Below are 18710 nucleotides of genomic sequence, written 5' to 3'. Positions count from 1 at the left end.
GGAAACCATCGTGGCATGTTCGATGAGCACCAGCGCATCACCATGGACTGGTGGCTCTACACCCACACCGAAGACCCCGTAGCGCCGCTGGAGTTAGCCAAGCAACAAGACTTCGGACGCCAAGGAGAAAAAGCCGCACGCGCAGCCTGGGCAAAAGAACAACTTAAACGACGCGGCCACCCAGACGGGCGACCTGCCACATTCGATACCCACATCGACAACGAATGGAACCCCAGCTTAGGCATAAGAAAAGGATGGGCCGGACGCTCCTAAATCCACACGAAATGTCCCTTAGTGCGACACGCCGCAAATCCACACGAAATGTCCCTTAAGCCTCAAAGAGCCGCCCGAAGGCGGCTCTTTTTGTGGGCCCTGCGGGGCTCGAACCCGCGACCTGCGGATTAAAAGTCCGTAGCTCTACCAACTGAGCTAAAGGCCCAACGCCCAACCATCTTAGTAGGTCGCACTAAAGAAAACGAAATGGCCCTCACCTCCAGCGGAAAGGGCCACTACCTAGCAGAGATGCGCAATTAGCCGCGCATGTCACCCTTCTCCATGAAGTTCACCTGGAAGTCAAAAGCGGTCTTCAGATCGTGCGGGGTGTGCTGGAACTTATTCGCCTTGGCACGCTCGAAGTACTCCTCCAGCAGCGGACGGTAGTCCGGGTGCGCCACGGTGATAACCTTCTCCACGCGCTCCTTCGGAGCCAGGCCACGCAGGTCCGCAACACCATACTCGGTGATGATGACCATGGTGTCGTGCTCAGTGTGGTCGGTGTGAGACACGAAAGGCACGATGGCGGAAATAGCGCCGCCCTTTGCCACCGACGGGGACACGAAGGTGGAGATGTAGGCGTTACGGGTGAAGTCACCCGAGCCGCCGGTACCGTTCATGATGCGGGAGCCGGAGACGTTGGTGGAGTTGATATTGCCGTAGATGTCGCCCTCAATCATGCCGTTGGAGGAGATCAGGCCAACGCGGCGGATAACCTCCGGGTGGTTGGACACCTGCTGCGGGCGCAGGATGATGTGCTTGGCGTAGCGCTCAGCCTCAGCGTTCATCTTGTCCGCATACTCCGGGGACAGGGCGAAGGAGGTAGCAGAGGCGACGGTCATCTTGCCGGCGTCGATAAGATCCAGCATGCCGTCCTGGATAACCTCGGTGTAGGCCTGAATGTTTTCGAACTTGGAATCCAGCAGGCCGGCCATCACTGCGTTCGGGACGTTGCCCACACCGGACTGCATGATGAACTTGTCATACTCCAGGCGTCCGGCAGCAACCTCGCCCTCGAGGAACTCGATGAAGTTCGCAGCGATCTTCTCAGAGACCTCATCCGGGGCCTTGAACGGAGCATTGCGGTCCGGGGCGTTGGTCTTGACTACAGCCACGACCTTCTCTTCCGGGATCTCAATGTAGGTGGTACCAACGCGGTCAGCCGGCTTGGTAATCGGGATCGGCTGACGGTTCGGCAGCTTCTCAATGCGGTAGATATCGTGCATGCCCTCGAGGTTGAGGGACTGCCACTCATTGATCTCAATGATGATCTTGTCGGCGGCCTCGATGTACTCGAGGTTGTTACCTACTGCGGAGGAGGGAACGATATTTCCCTTCTCATCGATACGCACGGCCTCAATAATGGCTACCTGGAAGTCACCGTAGAAACCTTCCTCCACCTGCTGGCCAGAGTGTGAGAGGTGAACATCCTGGTAGAGGGCGGAGCCATCGTTGAAGCGGCCGCGCAATGCCGGATCAGAGTTGTATGGGGAGCGGAAGCGAATGGCGTTTGCCTCAGCCAGGACGCCATCGCAGTCCGGGGCGGTAGAGGCACCGGAGAAGATGTCGATCTTGAATTCCTCCCCCGCCTCGTGGGCCGCCTTTGCCTTTTCCGCGATAGCGGTCGGCAGGGCCTTGGGGTAGCCAGCACCGGTAAAGCCGGAGATTCCCACACGATCACCATGGTTGACGAACTGTGCGGCCTCGTCAGCGCTCATCACGAGCTTCTCAAACGGCGCGTATGCAATTCTCTCAGACATTAGTCCTCCTTTTATGTGCAGAAACGACCTACGTTACGGTCCTTTCCTATTAGTTACATGCACCACACTAGCGAATCAGTGGCGAATTTACCGCACTCTGCCCCAAACCGTGTGCACACCTCACTTTCCTCATCAGAATTTGCCACCCCAGGCTCTTTCCGCGCACAATTGGCGGCGTGACTCTTGCAATCGGAAAAATCCAGCTCAACTCCCCCGTTGTCCTCGCCCCCATGGCTGGCGTGACCAACGTGGCTTTTCGCGTGCTGTGCCGTGAGCAAGAGATCGAAAAGACCGGGACTGTCTCCGGGCTCTACGTGTGCGAAATGGTCACCGCTCGCGCCTTGGTCGAGCGCAACCCCAAGACCCTGCACATGACCACCTTCGATCCCCAAGAACAGCCCCGCTCGCTGCAGCTGTACACCGTCGATCCGGAGTACACCTACAAGGCTGCCAAGATGATCGTGGATGAGAACTTGGCGGACCACATCGATATGAACTTTGGCTGCCCGGTCCCCAAGGTCACGCGCCGCGGCGGGGGTTCTGCCCTTCCTTATAAGCGCCGCCTGTTTGGCAACATCGTCTCGGCCGCAGTCAAGGCGACTGAGGGCACGGATATTCCAGTCACGGTGAAGATGCGCGTCGGCATTGATGAAGAGCACAAGACACACCTCGATGCCGGGCGTATCGCTGTGGCGGAAGGAGCCGCAGCAGTTGCTTTGCACGGGCGCACCGCCGCCCAGCGCTACTCCGGTCACGCCGACTGGGGCGAAATCGCCCGCTTGAAGGAGCACTTGGCAGACACAGGCATCCCAGTCTTGGGCAACGGCGATATCTTCAAGGCAACCGATGCGCACGACATGATGGAGCAAACTGGATGTGACGGCGTCGTGGTGGGCCGCGGCTGTTTGGGCCGCCCGTGGCTTTTTGCGGAACTCTCCGCCCACCTGCGGGGTGAACCAGTACCGGAAGAGCCCACGCTAGGCGAAGTCACGCGCATCATGCTCCGCCACGCAGAGCTTCTAGCCCAGCATGAGGGCGAGGCTCAAGCCAGCCGCGATATTCGCAAGCACATTGGCTGGTACCTGCGTGGTTTTCCCGTGGGCGGCCAGGTACGTGCGGGCCTTTCTCGCGTCAATTCCTTGGAGGATCTGCGCGAACTGCTGGCGCCGTGGGCCGACTCGCCTGCGCTTGCCGACGACGCCGATGGTGCCCGCGGCCGCCAGGGCTCACCCGCCAAGGTAGTCCTTCCCGAGGGTTGGCTCGATGATCCGGAGGATGCCACTGTGCCGGAAGGCGCGGAGATTATGCACTCCGGCGGCTAACCGCGATTATTCAAACTTGTTGTTCGACAGGCACTAGACCAATAGTTCAGCTAAAGTACGTGGCATGCGCGCTGCTTACCGTGAACAGTTGGATAATTTTTCTCATGATCTCATCATCATGAGCACGACCGTCCATAAGCTGATGGCCCTCGCCTCCCAGGCGTTAATCAAGGCCTCCCTGCAACCGGCTGAGGAGGCTGTGTCACTGCGCGATGAACTGGATGAGGTGCGCTCGCGGTGCGAAGACCGCGCGGTCTCCCTGCTAGCCTTGGAAAATCCGATGGCCAAGGATCTCCGCCAGGTCATCTCTTCCATCTATATTGTTGAAGACTTTTATCGCATGGGCCGCCTGTCCCAGCACATTGCAACGAGTGCCCGCCGCCGCCACCCCGAGCCAGTGGTACCAGCAGACATCATGGGCTACTTCGAGGAATATGCGCGCCTCGTTCTCGATATGTCCGCGGGGCTCAAGGACATCCTCATCACCCGCGATCCGGAGCTAGCCCTTCGGTTGACCGAAGATGATGATGCCGTCGATGACATCAACCATCACCTGCTGCGCATGCTGACCCAGCGGGAATGGAAAGGAACAGTGCGCCAGGCCGTGGAAACCTCGCAGCTATCGCGTTACTACGAGCGTTTCGCCGATCATTGTGCCGCCGCTGCCGGTCGCATTATTTATCTTGCAACGGGCCTGGACCCGGACCGCTATATGCGCAAGCGTGATCAGGAGCAACGCGAAGCCGAGCTAGAGGCCCGCATGGCAGAGCTGGAGCGCCAGTTCCATCACTAGATGAGGCTCATGCTCGAAATAGCTGCCGATCCACCGCTAGTAACACCTAGCTCATCCTGAAAACACAAAAGCCGGTGCCCACTCCTAGACCTTAAACAGTCGAGAGAGGGCGCCGGCTTTCGGCACTATGGCGCTATCGGTGTTTAGCCAAAGCGGCCGGAGATGTAATCCTCGGTGTCCTTCTTGGAGGGGTTCTCGAAGATCTTGGTGGTGTCATCAAACTCGACGAGGTGGCCCGGCTTTCCGGTGGCTTCTAGAGAGAAGAAACCGGTCTTATCGGACACACGGGCTGCCTGCTGCATGTTGTGGGTGACGATAACGATGGTGAAGTTTTCCTTCAGCTCGTGGATGAGGTCCTCAACAGCCAGGGTAGAAATCGGGTCAAGTGCCGAGCACGGCTCGTCCATGAGGAGGACCTCCGGTTCCACGGCAATCGCACGGGCGATGCACAGACGCTGCTGCTGTCCACCGGACAGGCCGCCGCCCGGCTTATCCAGGCGGTCCTTAACCTCATCCCAGAGGTTGGCGCCGCGCAGAGACTTTTCGGCAACTTCCTTCAGTTTCTTCTTGTTCTTCTCGCCGGAGAGCTTCAGGCCGGCAACAACGTTGTCCTCGATAGACATCGTGGGGAACGGGTTAGCCTTCTGGAAAACCATGCCGATGGTGTTGCGAACGGATACCGGGTCAACCTTGGCGCCGTAAATATCTTGGCCGTCCAAGAGGACCTCGCCCTTGACATAGGCGCCGGGGATGACCTCGTGCATACGGTTCAAGGTGCGCAGAACGGTGGACTTACCGCAGCCGGAAGGGCCGATAAAGGCGGTCACGGCCTTCGCCGGAATTTGCATGTTGACGTTCTGCACGGCGTGGAAGTCGCCGTAGTAAATGTTCACGTCATTGAGCTCAAGCTTAGACATTAGGAGTTTCTCCTCTTAAGAATGTATGGCGGAATCGAGTGTTACGGCGATCTATTTCTTGACCGAGAACTTCGCGGAGATGACACGGGCCGCGATGTTAAGGACAGCGATAAGGATAACCAGCGTCAGCGCTGCACCCCAGAGCTTATCCAGGACAGCCGGTTGTGCGCCGGCCTTGTACATATCCAGCATCATCAGCGGTAGCGAGGACTGCGAGCCCTTGAACGCGTCCCAGTTGATGATGGAGGAGGAACCAACAAGGACCAGCACCGGAGAAGACTCACCCATCACACGCGCAACCGCGAGCATGATACCGGTAACGATGCCGGACAGGGCGGTCGGCAGGACGATGCGAGCAATGGTCTTCCACTTCGGAACGCCCAGTGCATAGGAGGCCTCACGCAGGTCCATCGGGACAACACGGAGCATCTCTTCGGTGTTGCGAACCACGATCGGAATCATCAGCAGCACCAAGGAAAGCGCCACGGCGAAGCCGGAGCGGCCAAAGCCGAAGAGCGTGATCCACATAGCGAAGATAAACAGCGCGGCAACGATGGACGGCACACCGGACAGGATGTCCACCATGAAGGTGGTGGTACGGGCGAGCCAGCCGCCCTTGGAATACTCCACCAAGTAGATAGCGGTAAAGATACCGATCGGGATGGAGATGATGGAGGCTAGGACGGTTTGGACGAAGGTACCAACGATGGCGTGAGCAGCACCGCCGCCCGCAACGCTGTTCATGACACCGCGCTGGGACGTGGTCCACCAATCGGCGCTGAAGATGATGCCGCTGCCGCGGGCAAAGAGTTCCCACAGAACCCAAACCAGAGGGATCATGGCGATAATCATGGCCACCCATACCACGACGGTGGCAATGGTGTTGGTGGCCTTTCGGGAAGCCGAAATATCAAGGAAGGTAGCGCCTGCGGAGGCAGGCTTGGCGTTTGTAGTAGTAGTCATTGTGTCCTCCTCCCTACTTCTTCTTCACGATGGTGCGGGCAATGGCGTTGACCACGAAGGTCAGCAAGAACAGCATGAGGCCGGCGGCGATGTAGGCACCTGCGCGCATCTCATTACCGAACTCTGCGGATGCCAAGGCGATGGCCATGGCGAAGGTCGTACCGCCGTCGAAGAGCGAGAAGCGGAAGTCCACGAGCGGGGAGACAACCATGTACAGAGCCATGGTCTCACCCAGTGCACGTCCAAGACCGAGCATGGAGCCGGCGATGTAGCCGGACATACCGAAGGGGAGCACCGTCATGCGGATAACTTCCCAGCGGGTTGCGCCCAGCGCCAAGGCAGACTCAATCTGACCAGGAGGAGTTTGGACGAAGACCTCACGTGCCGTAGCGGCGATAATCGGAAGAATCATCACGGCCAGCACGATGCCACCGGTGAAGAGGTTACGGCCGGTAGCAAACGACGGCGAGTTATCAAAGACGGTGAAAAGGAAGAACCCACCAGCCCAGGACTCCAGCCACGAGTAGAAACCGGAGAGAGCTGGACCGAGGACCTGCCAGCCCCACAGACCATAAACAATGGACGGGACTGCAGCGAGCATGTCCACGAGGAAGCCCAGCGGCTTGACCAGACGTGCCGGCGCGTAGTTAGACAGGAAGATGGCAATCGCCAGTGCAACCGGCATAGCCAGCAGCAGGGCGAAGACGGAGATAAGAACCGTAGTGCCGAACATGGTCGGGATACCGAACTTCATCGCGGAAGTATCGCCAGTCTCCCAACGGCCACCGTAGGTGAAGAACCCCATGATGCCACCGTCGTTGACGCCCAGGGCTGGCACGGCACGCCACAGCAAGAAGCCCGCAATGGCAGCAATCATGACGGTGATCAACGTGGCCGAAGCAGAAGAAAGGAATTCGAAGACTCGGTCACCCGGGCGCTTAACTCCGCTGCTGGAGTTAGCCTTGGTAAGTTCTTCGGATCCGCCGGTAGAAGGCCGCTCAGCAGCGGAGACGGAAAGCTCCGTCTGCTCGGGCGCCGTGGTGAGATTATTGTCTGCCATGAGACGTTCTAATCCTTTTCAGCGTTAAGAATGGAGTTTGTCGTTACATACCTGCGCCCCCAAAGCGCGATTCGAGTGCGGCAGTGGGGGCGAAGAGTATTTAGCTTTGTTGAGCTCTAGCGCTTACTGCAGAGCGTCAACAGCAGCCTTCAGCTTGTCCAGGTGTGCACCCTCAACCGGGATGAAGCCCTGAGAAGCAAGCTGGTCATCTTGGTGATCCAGGACGGTGGTGAAGAAGGCCTTAACCAGAGCGGAGGTCTCCTCATCGTAACCAGCGGAGCAAACAATGTTGTAGGTGGTCAGGATGAGCGGGTATGCGCCCTCGTCGTCAGACGCGAACAGAGCGTCGGAGTCAACAACCATGTTGTGCTCGGACTCGGTCTCCTTGAACTCCAGGTTCTCCAGAGCAACGTTGACGGACTCGGTGTTCAGCTCAACCGGGCCGTGGCCGAAGTCGATCTTTGCCTTCTGAACGCCGTCTGCTTCCTTCTGGTCAGCGAAACCGGACTCAACGTAGGTGATAGCACCCTTGATGTTGGCAACCTGGTCAGCAACACCAGCGGAGCCGTTGGCGCCCTCACCAACTGCATCCGGGAACTGCTTGCCCTCGGTGTCCCAGTCGCCGGTAGCGGCCTTCAGGAACTTCTGGAAGTTGGCGGAGGTACCGGACTCATCAGAGCGGAAGATGACGGTGATGTCCTCGTCCGGCAGGTCGGTGCCTTCGTTGTCAGCGGCGATTGCCTCGTCGTTCCACTTGGTGATGTCACCCTTGAAGATCTTGGCCAGGGTCTCGGTGGAGAGGTTGATCTCGGTACCCTCGAGGTTGTAAGCGATAGCTACCGGACCGATGGTGGTCGGCAGGTGCCATGCCTCGTTGCCACCACAGCGCTCAGCAGCAGCCTCAACCTCGCCTTCGTCTTCCTTCAGAGCGGAGTCGGAACCAGCGAAGTCGGCCTGGCCGTTGGTGAAGGCCTCAACGCCAGCGCCGGAGCCGGAAGCGTTGTAGGACAGGGAAGCGTTCGGATGATCCTCAGAGAATGCGGTCTGGAAGTAAGACATTGCATTCTGCTGGGAGGACGCGCCGTCACCGACGAGCTCGCCGGAGACGTCAGAGCCCTCGGAGCCGCCTTCAGCGGAGCCGGAGTCGTTGGACTCGGAGCAAGCGACGAGAGCGGTGGAGGTGGCGGCGACGATGCCGAAGATAGCGGCAGTGCGCTTGAAGTTGCGGATCACGGGAAACCTTTCCGGTGCGGATACAAGAGAATGATTGTCCGAGTAAATCGCCCTCCGCCGTCCTCTTAAGGCGGGCACGATTAACTCACGGGAAGTAAAGCTATATCTGGTGGGTTAACCCCACAGGGATCAAGAGATGAACAATCGGTGAACTTGTACCACAAGGCGGTGAGGCTAGTCACTTTTCGCCCAGACGCAGTGTTCCTCTGCAATGGTGAAACCCAAACGCTCATAGGCCTTTACTGCAGGATCGTTGTCCGCCTCGACATATAAAATGACCTTGTCCGCGCCTTTTTCCACCATGCGCTGCAGCCCCGCAGTGAGCAGTGGCCCACCGAGCCCACGCCCGCGGTAGTCCTCACCCAGCCCCACAACATAGACCTCACCAAAGGCTGGGGTGCCCTCGGCATGCCATTTCAGCCAGTGGAAACCGGCCATTGCTGGGGCACTGTGCGCACCACCGTGCGAATCCCACAGGAATAGCACGTCGGCGGGATCAAACCATTCGGCTTCCATCCCGCGATGCAGACGCTCCAGGTCCCAGCCCCCTTGCTCCGGATGCCAGGAAAAAGACTCGTTGTTGGTGCGAACCCATTCCGCCTCGACATGTTCACGTCCGAAGCGCTCCACCGACTCGGTGTACGTGTGAATCTCTAGGCCGTCGACCGCTGCGGACGCTTCCTCCGCTGCGCGTAGGTCCTGGCCCTCAATAGCCATGACGAGCAGGCGCCTGACGACGTCCATCTCATTACGTTTCGCCAGCGCCTGGGCGGCCGGGAGGTTGCCATGCGCCCAGATCTGGGGGGATGCCGGGAGGGCGTCGACAAGCGCCTGCCCTACCCCTCGCCCACGGTGTTCCACACCGACAAAGAGCTCCACTGTCTGCCCGTCGAGGGCAGCCACACCGAGCACCTCGTCGCCCTCGATAGAGAGCAGATGGCGGTGGCCCAGGCGGTCATCCCGCAGCCCGATAAGAAACTGTTCTGAGAAAGGCGCAACACCATCGTGTGTTTCGGCCGCTGCAGCAAGTTCCTCCACGCGCTGCGCGAGATCTAGATTCTGCGGCACAGTATTAGTCTCTATATTCATGCTTCCCACCCTACGTGCGGTAGTAATAGAGGGGTGACCGTCATCTACCTCAGCCGCAACCTCGTACGTCTTGCCGCCGTCGCGGGAGTGGTCCTGACCGCATGGCTGGCGGATTCAGCAGTGGCGATGCATGCGGAACACACCGTGGCCCAGCAGGCGAAGGCCAGCTCCCAGCTGGAAAACACACCGAACGTGTATATCGGCGGCGTCCCCTTCACCCTGGGCGCGCTCACCAAGGAGATCCCCTACTTGGAGGTTAAATCTTCTGACGTGGAGGTTCCCAAGCTCGGGATGGTCAATGCCTCGACTACTCTGCGCGACATCACGATCCGCCCCGAACAGCTCTTCAGCGGCGAGCTGGAAGGCTCACCGGTGTCGACTTACACGCGCAGCATCAGCCTCGACGGTGTGGCCTTAGGCCGCATGCTGGGCATTACCGATCTGTCCATTGCCAATCCCGATGACATGTCTCCCACCGGCGGCCCCTCGGCCGAAGCTGAGCTCACCGGCACGCTACCAGGAGACAACACCAAGTCCACCGCGACGGTAACGCTGCGCCTCGTGGGCCCGGAATTTCGTATGAGCGTCTACGGAACCGATGATGAACGCCTCAAGAAGGCTTTCGGTTTGGTCTTGGATACCCGCCAGCTCCCCCTGCCTTCACAGGCCACATCCGTAAAACTGCACGGCGGCTCCATCACCTTCGAGGTGCAGCGCCGCAACATCACGTTGAAGACCGCGCAGCTCTCACCGCTGGAGATCGACGGCTCAGAAGAAAAGGCCGTCGAGGATGCAGCGCAGAAGGCACAAGACACGGCCAACCAAGTGGGTAGCGCACCAACGACTCCGCCGAGCTGGCGCCAGAACTAGTTGATTCGAATGAGGTCCCGCAGGATCCTGCGGATGCTGCGGTGCGTGGGCGGGGTCGGGTCGATGGGAGCGAATACCTCCAATGCGTCCGCTTCCGATTCCAGGTGCACTTCTGTGAAAGTGCCCTCCGACTCCCCATCCGCCTGAAAACGGTGCGGTTCCGGGCACACCAGATCCACCTCGACGGCATCCTCGAAGTGCAGCGTACGGGCATCCGTAACTTTATTCAGCCAGTGGCGGTGGTCCACGCCGAAGAGGTGGAGCACACCGACGAGACCATCAATACCGCCAAGGTCTGACACCCCGAATAGGCCAAGTCCTTGGTCGAAGGAGTTGCGCGGATTGGTCACCACGGGCAGTGGGCCGAGGAAAGTCCACGGGTTGGTGTTGGAGGTGAACATGACGGGTACGTCATCAGCCGCGAAGGTTTCTCCCGAACTCGAGCGCGCACGCACGCTAATGCGCGGTGGGCGGATGCGGGCGCGCTGATAAGCCTGAAAGGCCACGGCCAAATAGCGCAACGGGGTAGCTGCAAAGCCCAACTCCCGAGCACGGTCCACGCGAGCCAGCACGTCGGCGTCTAACCCGAAACCGGCATTGACCGCGAACCATCTGTCATTCCACACACCTAAGGAGACGGTGCGACGCGTATTGCGCTCCAGCATCCGAGCCAACACGTGCGCTGCCTCGACCGGGGTATTAGGGAAACCAAGGGCGCGAACGAAGACATTGGCGGAACCAGTGGGGATCACTGCGAGTGCTGGAATCTCCTGGGGGCTGGGGCGCTCTGTGGAATCTGCAGGACCCAGCAGCCCGTTTACAACCTCATTCACCGTGCCATCGCCGCCGAAGACCAAGATGACATCGAAGTCTTCCCGCGTCATGCCGCGCACCATATCCTGCGCGTGCCCCGGGTAGTGCGTGAAGCGGGCCAGCAGCTGCAGCCCCTCCACGTCCCGAATAACGGGCAGAACCTCACGGAAAAGGGCCGAATTCTGACTCGTGGAGTTCGGGTTTGAGATCAGCAAAACGCGCATGACTCCCAAGACTACTGGAGCCTAGTGGTTACCGTGATGCCACCACGACTACGCTGGGGCAGCATGAGCGAACAGACTAATAATGAAAACCAGACGGAAAATACCCACCCGGAGAACACCAAGATCGACGGCAACGCAGCCGTTAACCAAGCTGCTGAAGCGTGGAAGGATGCTGCCTCCCGCAACATTCCTACCGTTGATGTGGCTGATAACCCCCTGCCGGATGAGACGGCGAACCTACGCCAAGGCCCGTCACTGCACGATGGCCTCCTGGGGCTTCTCCCCCTCGTCGGTGTCTGGCAGGGCGAAGGCCAGGCTCACAGCACCGACGGCGAACAGTACGCCTTTGGCCAGCAGCTCATCATCGCCCACGACGGTGAGAACTACCTGACCTACACCTCCCGCACCTGGAAGATCGATTCCGAGGGCAAACCGGTGGGCCCAGATGTCCGCGAGTCCGGATTCTGGCGCATCTCCCTCAAGGACGAGATTGAGATGACCTACACCTCCTCCAACGGCATCAACGAGATCTTCTACGGCTCGCTGTTCAACGAGCGCGCCTGGCAGCTGGAATCTGCGTCCACCATGGTCACGGAAACTGGGCCTACCAACCTCGGCCCCGGCAAGCGTATGTATGGCCTCATGCCGAACAACAACCTGGGCTGGGTAGATGAGCGGCTTGTCGACGGCGAAATGCGCCCCTTCATGTCCGCCGAGCTCACCCGCGTGGCAGGCTAATCAGCAGGCGAGCTAGCTGAGCTAGCTCGCAGTACGAGGGAGCCTAGCGCGCCAGGGCTGCGTCGATCAGCGCGCGTATTTCCTCCGCGTTCGCCGGCGCCTTGAGCTTCTTGCCATCGAGGCGCGTCACGCGCACCGCCGTGCGCACTGAAGACACCAGCCACACCGAGTCAGCTTCCTCGAGGTAGCGCAGGTCAAGCTCCTTCGCCTTGCAGCGATAGCCCTGATCGGAGGCGTATTCGAAGAGCGCCGCTTGCGTCGTGCCGGGCAAAATACCCTTACCCGCAGGCGTGCGCAGCTTCGCCCCCTTGACCACCACCACGGTAGAGGTGGCGCCTTCCAGCACCAATCCCGTATCGGGATCAGTAAAGATCACATCATCAAACCCACGCTCGCGTGCCAGGCGCAGCGTAGCCATTGTGGCCGCATAATTCAGCGTTTTCGCAGGTAGCTCCTCCGCTACTTGCCACAGGCGCGGGGTGCTCATCACCTTGACGCCGGTAGCGCGCTGTGCCACAACCGCGTCTGAAACCTCCTGAACCACCACCCAGGCCGTGGGCACACCGGTGGAGGCGCGGCCCCGGGTATAAGTCCACGTGCACTTGGCTTCTAGCGACGAGCCCTCCTCTCCATCCGCGCCGGCGGGGCCATAGAAGTCCGCGATGGCCAGCTCAGTGGCTTCTTGCCACTTGTGCATCGGCGGCTCCGGCAGATCGAGCGCGCGGGCGGAATGCCGGAAGCGCTCCGCGTGGCGGTGAAAATTAGCGGCCTTGCCATTACGGACGAGGAGGGACTCGAAGATCCCGTCGCCGCGCGTCACCGCGGCATCATCCCAATAGACCAACGGAAGGTTCGGCATATGACGCCGCACCGACCCTCCAAACGGTTCCACAACGTAGATGACCGGCTCTTTCCTGCGCTGAAGGCTCATAGCCCCGATTATGCCCTACCATCGGAGGGCGTGAGTTACTCTTCGCCACTTCTTTCCCGGCCCGGAGCCACTGAGTTCCAGGGCAGCACGCTTGTCGATGTCTCCGGGGTCCCCTGGCACTATGGAAACCCCCTTGTGGAGCAGCGCGCGGTAGAGACAGGTTCCGCCATCATCGACCGCTCCCATCGCCGCGTCATCGCGGTGTCTGGCCCCGATGCCCGTGCCTTCCTGCATAACCTGCTGAGCCAGAAGCTCGACGATGTAGACAGCGGCTTTTCCGCAGGCGCTCTTGACCTCAACATTCAGGGCCACGTCCTACACCACATGGATCTGTCCTTCGACGGGGACACCTTTTACCTCGACGTGCCCACAGCACAGTTCGAGTCTTTGCGAGATTTCCTTACCGCCATGGTGTTCTGGTCCCAGGTCACCGTGGAGGAAGCAGACGCGGCGGTCATCACGGTTCTGGGGCAGTCGCTGCAGCAGCCCTCGGCGGCCTTGGTCGAGCGTTCTGTGCAGTGGCCGGGCTGTCCACGCCAGGATTTCCTCGTGCCGCGCCAGCGGCTCGATGCTGCCGTAACAGAGCTGGAGAAGCAGGGCGGAAGCCTAGCGGGTCTCATGGCATATACCGCAGAGCGAGTGCGCGCACGTGAGCCCGAACTGGCCGCTGACCTCGATGAGAAAACCATCGCCCATGAGGTTCCACAATGGATCCGGCGCAACGACGATGTGCCCGCATTCGTTCACCTAGAAAAAGGTTGCTACCGCGGACAGGAGACAGTAGCGCGCGTAGAGAACCTCGGCCGCTCTCCCCGTTTGCTGGTGATGCTTTACCTCGACGGGTCCGCTCCAGAGCGCCCCGATAGCGGCGCCGACATTACGCTCGGGGGACGGCGCGTTGGCCGGCTCGGCACCGTGGTGGAGGACTGCGATTATGGCCCCATCGCACTTGGTCTGATTAAGCGCAGCGCTCTCAACAACGGGGATCTGAACATTGGCTCTGTGGCAGCTTCGGTTGAACCAGAGTCCATCCCCACCGATGAGGGCCCCAAGGCCGGGCGCGCCGCTGTGGACCGCCTGCGCGGAAAGTAGTGGCGAATTACACATTCGCCTCTTCTCCGCGGGCTAGAACCCTTTTCGACGCGACGCTGGGGGGTAGTTCGGAATTTTTTCGTCACACAGGCTATGGTGTCTTACAGGAACATACACATATCTGACTAAGACGATGGGGCGGCCAAGAATCCCTGGACCGCCCTACACACCTCAAGGGGGTCATGCACATGGGACGCGGACGCGCAAAGGCAAAGCAGACCAAAGTTGCACGCCAGCTGAAGTACAATTCGCCCGAGATGGATCTGGATTCGCTCCAGCGTGAACTCGCCTCACAGAACTCCAAGCGCTCCCGCGATGAGGACGAGGACCCGTACTCGGAGTACGCGGATTACGAGGACTATGCGGATCGCTGGAACTCGGACGAGTGGGATGAGGATGATTCCGACGCGCGCTAAGCGCGTGGATCACTTCCCCACCGTGCACAGCACGTAAGCGAAGGGCCGGCAAGGCTTCCCCTCAATAAGAGGAGGAAACTGCCGGCCCTGTTCCTTTCCCAGGTTCCTTTCCTAGGACCTAGAACCCTGGGTGCTCGCCCGTCATCAGAACGCGCGGCTCGCCTTCTTCGGCAACGCGGACGGTGCCCAGCTCCCATGCTTCAACGTGGCGGGCAGTCATCATGGCCAGTGCGCGCTCGCGATCCTCCGGCGCAACGACGGCGATCATGCCGACGCCCATGTTGAAGGTCTTCTCCATCTCTTCGAGCGCCACCTTGCCCACCGAGGAAATGGTCTTGAAGATCTGGCCCGGAGTCCACGTCGAGCGGCTCACCTCAGCGGTCAGGCCCTCCGGGATGACGCGCTCCAGGTTGCCAGCGAGGCCACCGCCGGTGACGTGGCAGAAGGTGGACACCGCGCACTCAGAGACCAGGGCCAGGCAGTCCTTGGCGTAGATACGGGTAGGCTCCAGTAGTTCCTCACCGAGAGTACGGCCCAGGTCTTCCATATAGCCGTCAAGCGGCAAACCGGCCTGCTCCAGGAGGACGTAGCGCGCCAAGGAGTAGCCGTTGGAGTGCAAACCAGAGGACTTCATAGCGATCAGGACGTCGCCGTCACGTACCTTGTCTGGGCCGAGGAGCTCATCGGCCTCCACCACGCCAACGGCGGTGGCGGAGACGTCGTATTCATCCTTGCCCATGACGCCTGGGTGCTCCGCGGTCTCACCGCCGAGGAGGGCAGCACCAGCCTGGACGCAGCCCTCAGCAATGCCCTTCACAATCTCCGCTACCTTTTCCGGAACAACCTCGCCCACCGCGATGTAGTCCTGCAGGAAAAGCGGCTCGGCTCCGCACACGACGAGGTCATCCACGCACATGGCGACGAGGTCGATGCCGATGGTGTCGTGCTTATCCATGGCCTGGGCCACGGCCAGCTTGGTACCCACGCCATCAGAGCCAGCTGCGAGGACCGGCTCCTTGTAGTCCCCCAGCTTGAACAGGCCGGCGAATCCGCCGAGCCCACCCATCACCTCGGGGCGGGTGGCACGCTTGGCGTGGGGGGTAATTAGCTCTACTGCGCGGTCGCCTTCCTCAATGTTGACGCCGGCGGCAGCATACGTGTTCTCGCTCATGAATGACTTAGTCCTTATTCCTTAGTTTGTCGTCGAGCCCTGCAGGGTGCGCACGGCCTCAGCATTCGGGTTTCCGGCGGGCAGTCCGAGTGGGTACTTCCCATCGAAGCATGCGCAGCACAGTTCGTTGCGTGGCTGTTGGGTAGCCGCCACCATCTCATCGGTGGAGACGAAGCCCAGCGAATCCGCACCGATCGCGGTGCAGATGGTCTGTGCTACTTCTTCCGGATCATCGGAGGGGTTGGCATTGGCAATAAGCTCGCCTGGCGAGGCAAAGTCGATGCCGTAGAAGCATGGCCATTTCACCGGCGGGGCGGCAATGCGCACGTGGACTTCGGCAGCGCCGGCTTCCCGTAGCATCCGGATTAGTGCGCGCTGCGTGTTACCACGCACGATCGAATCATCCACCACCACGATGGACTTGCCTTCGATGACCTCCCGCAGCGGATTGAGCTTGAGGCGAATGCCCATCTGTCGCTGGGACTGTGTGGGCTGGATGAAGGTGCGCCCCACATAGGAGTTCTTCACCAAGCCATGTGCAAAGGTCAGCCCGGATTCGCGGGCATATCCCACGGCGGCCGGGTTGCCGGACTCAGGAACGGGGATCACCATGTCCGCATCGGGTGCTGGGTACTGGCGCGCTAGGCGACGCCCAATTTCCACGCGCGTAGCGTTGACCGAGCGGCCCTTGATATTGGTATCCGGCCGCGCCAGGTAGACATATTCGAAGACGCAGCCGTGGCGCTTAGTTTCTGCAAAGCGCTCGGAGCGAATGCCCGTCTCATCGATAGCAACGAGTTCGCCCGGTTCGATCTCCCGAATAAATTGCGCGCCGACGATATCGAGCGCACAGGTCTCACTGGCTACCACCCAGCCCGTGTTGAGCCGACCGAGGGCAAGCGGGCGCACGCCATGCGGGTCGCGGGCGGCGTAGAGGGTGTGCCCGTCCGTAAAGGTCAGGCAGTACGCTCCTTTCACGGTGGGCAAGAGCTGCAAAGCGGAATCGAACACGCTACTGTCTTCGCTCACGCCATCAGCCAACAAGATAGACAGACACATGGAGTCCGAAACGGACTCTTCCTGCGGTTTGATGAGCCCGCGTTCCACAGCCTTGGTGCGCAGCTCCTGGTAGTTCACCAAGTTTCCGTTGTGACCAAGCGCGATGTCGACGCCGCTGGGCGACGTCCCAAACATCGGCTGTACATTCGACCATTCCTTGCCACCCGCAGTGGAATAACGCGTGTGGCCGACGGCCACGTTTCCGTGCAGTGAGGTGAGGATGGATTCATCGAAGACATTGGAGACTAGGCCCATGTCTTTGAAGACAACAATGCGGTCATCATCCCCGACCGCGATGCCGGCGGCCTCTTGACCGCGGTGCTGGAGGGCGAAAAGTCCGAAGTAGGTTAACTTGGAAACCTCTTCTCCTGGTGCCCAAACACCAAAGACTCCGCATTCTTCGCGGGGCTCCGGATCCAGGCTGGGATCCGTAGACAGGGGCTTAGTCATGCTCTGGACGTGTTCAGCTACCACGGCGCTAATCCTAGCCGTTCCGGCCAGTGAAAACTAACGGAATCACGGGCAGGCAGCCAGCGATCTCGTGAGAACGGGAGCCGGAGGCGTCCACGCGGCCGTCGTGAAGCGCCTGCTCCCAGTCCAGGACGCCCGTGGCCAGCTGCAACCACGTCTGGGGATCCGTCTCCACCACATTCGGAGGAGTACCCCGGGTGTGCCGAGGCCCGGCGATACACTGCACTGCCACGAATGGGGGGACCCGCAGTTCCACGGAGTGCCCCGGCGCGTCCGCCTCCAACAGGCGAGCTGTGGTCCGAGTGGCTTGCGCAAGGGCCGGGCGACCTGGTTTTTCCACCCCTTCAGGGTCACGGATCCACTCCTCCACCGCTTCGACAGCAGCGCGGGTGGTGGCGGCATCAACAGCCTTTTTCATACGGTCAGCACGCTCCCTGATACTTTGTTATCCATGTCACCAACCATGCCACCAAGCTCCTCGGAAGAAAAGAAGCTGGTTCCCACCGGCAAGTCTCCCTCCATCACGCTGCGGTTTATGGCCGCCCCGACAGATCTCACTATCGCCGGCGCCCAAGGCATCGGCGGCGGCCGCGTTCTGGAGTGGATCGATAAGGCCGCCTATGCGTGCGCGGTCCAGTGGTCGGGCACCTACTGCGTGACAGCCTACGTGGGCCATATTCACTTCACTCGCCCAATCCCTTCGGGCCACTTGGTGGAGGTGCGCTCACGAATCGCGATGACTGGGCGATCCTCCATGCACATCGTCAACGAGGTGCTCTCCGCTGACCCTCGCGATGGCATTTTTACCCGCGCCTGCGACTGCCTCGTCATCTTCGTGGCCAAAGATACCGAGACCGGAAAGTCGGTGGCTGTTCCGCCGCTGATTCCGGACACCACTGAGCACCAGCGTGTGTGGGAGGCTGCAGAATCCCGCATCGAGCTGCGCCAGGCCATCGAAGCGGAAATGGAAAAGCAGACTTATGATGGCCCTTCCGATGCACCCCGAATGGTAAACCGCTTCTTGGCTAAGCCCACCGATGTCAATTGGGGCGGCAACGTTCACGGCGGAACGGCCATGGAATGGATTGATGAGGCCGGCGCTGCCTGCACTATGGAATGGTCGGGTGAGCACACCGTCGCGGTCTATGCCGGTGGTATTCGCTTCTACCGGCCCATTCACATTGGAGACCTCATCGAAGTGGATGCCCGCATGATGCGCACGGATACCCGCTCGATGCAGATGTCGGTCCACGTGCGCTCGGGCAACCCGCGCGGTGGCCGCGAGCAATTGGAAACCGCCATCCACGCCACCGTCTCCTACATGGCGATGGACGCCGACTGGCAGCCGCTAGCTGCCCGCCAGTTCACTCCACGCACCGAAGAGGATAAGCGCCTCTGGGAGCACGCCGGCATTCTTCGTGGCCTGCGTGGCAAGTACTCCCCGAAGCCGCTGGTGGTGGCACCACAGCACCAGCACGTAGATTAGCCCGAGGCTCCCCCACCACCCCACAGCTG

At 60.4% G+C, this 18710-nt stretch carries 18 protein-coding genes, 1 tRNA gene and 1 pseudogene; 8 read left to right on the top strand and 12 right to left on the bottom strand.

Features of this window, described 5'->3' with window-relative positions; genetic code table 11:
* Window positions 1-273 (top strand): annotated as a pseudogene (locus QP363_RS05240) (IS256 family transposase); the annotation flags it as partial.
* A 93-nt stretch (window positions 274-366) separates the two neighbouring features.
* On the opposite strand, the gene QP363_RS05235 reads toward QP363_RS05240, so the two are convergent.
* Window positions 367-439: transfer RNA gene (locus tag QP363_RS05235), tRNA-Lys, on the bottom strand.
* 91 nt (window positions 440-530) lie between these two features.
* Window positions 531-2033 (bottom strand): acetyl-CoA hydrolase/transferase family protein, encoded by a 1503-nt coding sequence (locus tag QP363_RS05230; RefSeq protein ID WP_284763172.1) that lies wholly within the window; start codon window positions 2031-2033, stop codon window positions 531-533.
* Between the two features lie 176 nt (window positions 2034-2209).
* On the opposite strand from QP363_RS05230, the gene dusB reads away from it, so the two are divergent.
* Both dusB and phoU read left to right on the top strand, forming a co-directional pair.
* Entirely contained in the window at window positions 2210-3355 is a 1146-nt protein-coding gene (gene dusB / locus QP363_RS05225) for a tRNA dihydrouridine synthase DusB (RefSeq protein WP_070730077.1), read from the top strand.
* Between the two features lie 64 nt (window positions 3356-3419).
* The gene (gene phoU / locus QP363_RS05220) at window positions 3420-4148 is read left to right on the top strand and encodes a phosphate signaling complex protein PhoU (RefSeq protein WP_070443858.1); all 729 of its coding nucleotides are present in this window, start codon (window positions 3420-3422) and stop codon (window positions 4146-4148) included.
* A gap of 143 nt (window positions 4149-4291) precedes the next feature.
* Here phoU and pstB read toward each other — a convergent pair whose 3' ends face one another.
* The 5 genes from pstB to mshD form a co-directional block, all read right to left on the bottom strand.
* Window positions 4292-5065 carry a phosphate ABC transporter ATP-binding protein PstB gene (gene pstB / locus QP363_RS05215; protein WP_070443861.1) on the bottom strand — a complete coding sequence of 258 codons (774 nt, stop codon included), beginning with the start codon at window positions 5063-5065 and terminating at the stop codon, window positions 4292-4294.
* 51 nt (window positions 5066-5116) lie between these two features.
* Complete coding sequence (gene pstA, locus QP363_RS05210; RefSeq protein WP_070717291.1) at window positions 5117-6028, bottom strand: phosphate ABC transporter permease PstA; 912 nt, start codon at window positions 6026-6028, stop codon at window positions 5117-5119.
* A gap of 13 nt (window positions 6029-6041) precedes the next feature.
* On the bottom strand, window positions 6042-7088 hold the full coding sequence (pstC, locus tag QP363_RS05205) for a phosphate ABC transporter permease subunit PstC (RefSeq protein ID WP_070443867.1): 1047 nt from the start codon (window positions 7086-7088) through the stop codon (window positions 6042-6044).
* Window positions 7089-7211: 123 nt separating this feature from the next.
* Entirely contained in the window at window positions 7212-8321 is a 1110-nt protein-coding gene (gene pstS / locus QP363_RS05200; protein ID WP_070710532.1) for a phosphate ABC transporter substrate-binding protein PstS, read from the bottom strand.
* A gap of 174 nt (window positions 8322-8495) precedes the next feature.
* Window positions 8496-9410, bottom strand: coding sequence for a mycothiol synthase (mshD, locus tag QP363_RS05195; protein ID WP_070710531.1), 915 nt, complete (start codon window positions 9408-9410; stop codon window positions 8496-8498).
* Between the two features lie 33 nt (window positions 9411-9443).
* Here mshD and QP363_RS05190 point away from each other — a divergent pair, with 33 nt between their 5' ends.
* Complete coding sequence (locus QP363_RS05190; RefSeq protein ID WP_070710530.1) at window positions 9444-10280, top strand: DUF2993 domain-containing protein; 837 nt, start codon at window positions 9444-9446, stop codon at window positions 10278-10280.
* Here QP363_RS05190 and QP363_RS05185 read toward each other — a convergent pair.
* Window positions 10277-11317: a diacylglycerol kinase family protein gene (locus QP363_RS05185; RefSeq protein ID WP_284763164.1), complete on the bottom strand. Its 1041-nt coding sequence runs from the start codon at window positions 11315-11317 to the stop codon at window positions 10277-10279. The two genes, QP363_RS05190 and QP363_RS05185, sit on opposite strands and share 4 nt — an antisense overlap.
* Before the next feature lie 63 nt (window positions 11318-11380).
* On the opposite strand from QP363_RS05185, the gene QP363_RS05180 reads away from it, so the two are divergent.
* The gene (locus QP363_RS05180) at window positions 11381-12055 is read left to right on the top strand and encodes an FABP family protein (protein WP_070645650.1); all 675 of its coding nucleotides are present in this window, start codon (window positions 11381-11383) and stop codon (window positions 12053-12055) included.
* A gap of 43 nt (window positions 12056-12098) precedes the next feature.
* Here QP363_RS05180 and QP363_RS05175 read toward each other — a convergent pair whose 3' ends face one another.
* Window positions 12099-12986, bottom strand: a complete 888-nt coding sequence (locus QP363_RS05175) for an aminodeoxychorismate lyase (protein WP_284763160.1) — start codon at window positions 12984-12986, stop codon at window positions 12099-12101.
* Window positions 12987-13016: 30 nt separating this feature from the next.
* Between QP363_RS05175 and QP363_RS05170 the strand changes: the two genes are divergently transcribed.
* Window positions 13017-14078 (top strand): folate-binding protein YgfZ, encoded by a 1062-nt coding sequence (locus QP363_RS05170; protein WP_070443888.1) that lies wholly within the window; start codon window positions 13017-13019, stop codon window positions 14076-14078.
* A 188-nt stretch (window positions 14079-14266) separates the two neighbouring features.
* On the top strand, window positions 14267-14494 hold the full coding sequence (locus tag QP363_RS05165; RefSeq protein WP_201829151.1) for a DUF3073 domain-containing protein: 228 nt from the start codon (window positions 14267-14269) through the stop codon (window positions 14492-14494).
* A 118-nt stretch (window positions 14495-14612) separates the two neighbouring features.
* Here QP363_RS05165 and purM read toward each other — a convergent pair whose 3' ends face one another.
* The 3 genes from purM to QP363_RS05150 are packed head-to-tail and all read right to left on the bottom strand — an operon-like array spanning window position 14613 to window position 17613.
* The gene (gene purM, locus QP363_RS05160) at window positions 14613-15665 is read right to left on the bottom strand and encodes a phosphoribosylformylglycinamidine cyclo-ligase (protein WP_010188991.1); all 1053 of its coding nucleotides are present in this window, start codon (window positions 15663-15665) and stop codon (window positions 14613-14615) included.
* Between the two features lie 21 nt (window positions 15666-15686).
* On the bottom strand, window positions 15687-17174 hold the full coding sequence (gene purF, locus QP363_RS05155; RefSeq protein ID WP_284763185.1) for an amidophosphoribosyltransferase: 1488 nt from the start codon (window positions 17172-17174) through the stop codon (window positions 15687-15689).
* A gap of 34 nt (window positions 17175-17208) precedes the next feature.
* Entirely contained in the window at window positions 17209-17613 is a 405-nt protein-coding gene (locus QP363_RS05150) for a sterol carrier family protein (RefSeq protein ID WP_284763156.1), read from the bottom strand.
* Window positions 17614-17646: 33 nt separating this feature from the next.
* On the opposite strand from QP363_RS05150, the gene QP363_RS05145 reads away from it, so the two are divergent.
* On the top strand, window positions 17647-18681 hold the full coding sequence (locus QP363_RS05145) for an acyl-CoA thioesterase (RefSeq protein WP_070645643.1): 1035 nt from the start codon (window positions 17647-17649) through the stop codon (window positions 18679-18681).
* Window positions 18682-18710 lie beyond the last annotated feature (29 nt).

Source organism: Corynebacterium sp. UMB6689 (genome assembly GCF_030215295.1).
In the GTDB taxonomy this organism is placed as follows: domain Bacteria; phylum Actinomycetota; class Actinomycetes; order Mycobacteriales; family Mycobacteriaceae; genus Corynebacterium; species Corynebacterium aurimucosum.
This window is presented reverse-complemented; position numbering and strand designations above follow the sequence as displayed.

Coding starts and splice junctions, on each gene's coding strand:
- QP363_RS05230 (WP_284763172.1), bottom strand. CDS start 2,033: ATGTCTGAGAGAATTGCATACGCGCCGTTTGAGAAGCTCGTGATGAGC.
- phoU (WP_070443858.1), top strand. CDS start 3,420: ATGCGCGCTGCTTACCGTGAACAGTTGGATAATTTTTCTCATGATCTC.
- pstB (WP_070443861.1), bottom strand. CDS start 5,065: ATGTCTAAGCTTGAGCTCAATGACGTGAACATTTACTACGGCGACTTC.
- pstA (WP_070717291.1), bottom strand. CDS start 6,028: ATGACTACTACTACAAACGCCAAGCCTGCCTCCGCAGGCGCTACCTTC.
- pstC (WP_070443867.1), bottom strand. CDS start 7,088: ATGGCAGACAATAATCTCACCACGGCGCCCGAGCAGACGGAGCTTTCC.
- mshD (WP_070710531.1), bottom strand. CDS start 9,410: ATGAATATAGAGACTAATACTGTGCCGCAGAATCTAGATCTCGCGCAG.
- QP363_RS05185 (WP_284763164.1), bottom strand. CDS start 11,317: ATGCGCGTTTTGCTGATCTCAAACCCGAACTCCACGAGTCAGAATTCG.
- QP363_RS05180 (WP_070645650.1), top strand. CDS start 11,381: ATGAGCGAACAGACTAATAATGAAAACCAGACGGAAAATACCCACCCG.
- QP363_RS05175 (WP_284763160.1), bottom strand. CDS start 12,986: ATGAGCCTTCAGCGCAGGAAAGAGCCGGTCATCTACGTTGTGGAACCG.
- QP363_RS05165 (WP_201829151.1), top strand. CDS start 14,267: ATGGGACGCGGACGCGCAAAGGCAAAGCAGACCAAAGTTGCACGCCAG.
- purM (WP_010188991.1), bottom strand. CDS start 15,665: ATGAGCGAGAACACGTATGCTGCCGCCGGCGTCAACATTGAGGAAGGC.
- purF (WP_284763185.1), bottom strand. CDS start 17,174: ATGACTAAGCCCCTGTCTACGGATCCCAGCCTGGATCCGGAGCCCCGC.
- QP363_RS05150 (WP_284763156.1), bottom strand. CDS start 17,613: ATGAAAAAGGCTGTTGATGCCGCCACCACCCGCGCTGCTGTCGAAGCG.
- QP363_RS05145 (WP_070645643.1), top strand. CDS start 17,647: ATGTCACCAACCATGCCACCAAGCTCCTCGGAAGAAAAGAAGCTGGTT.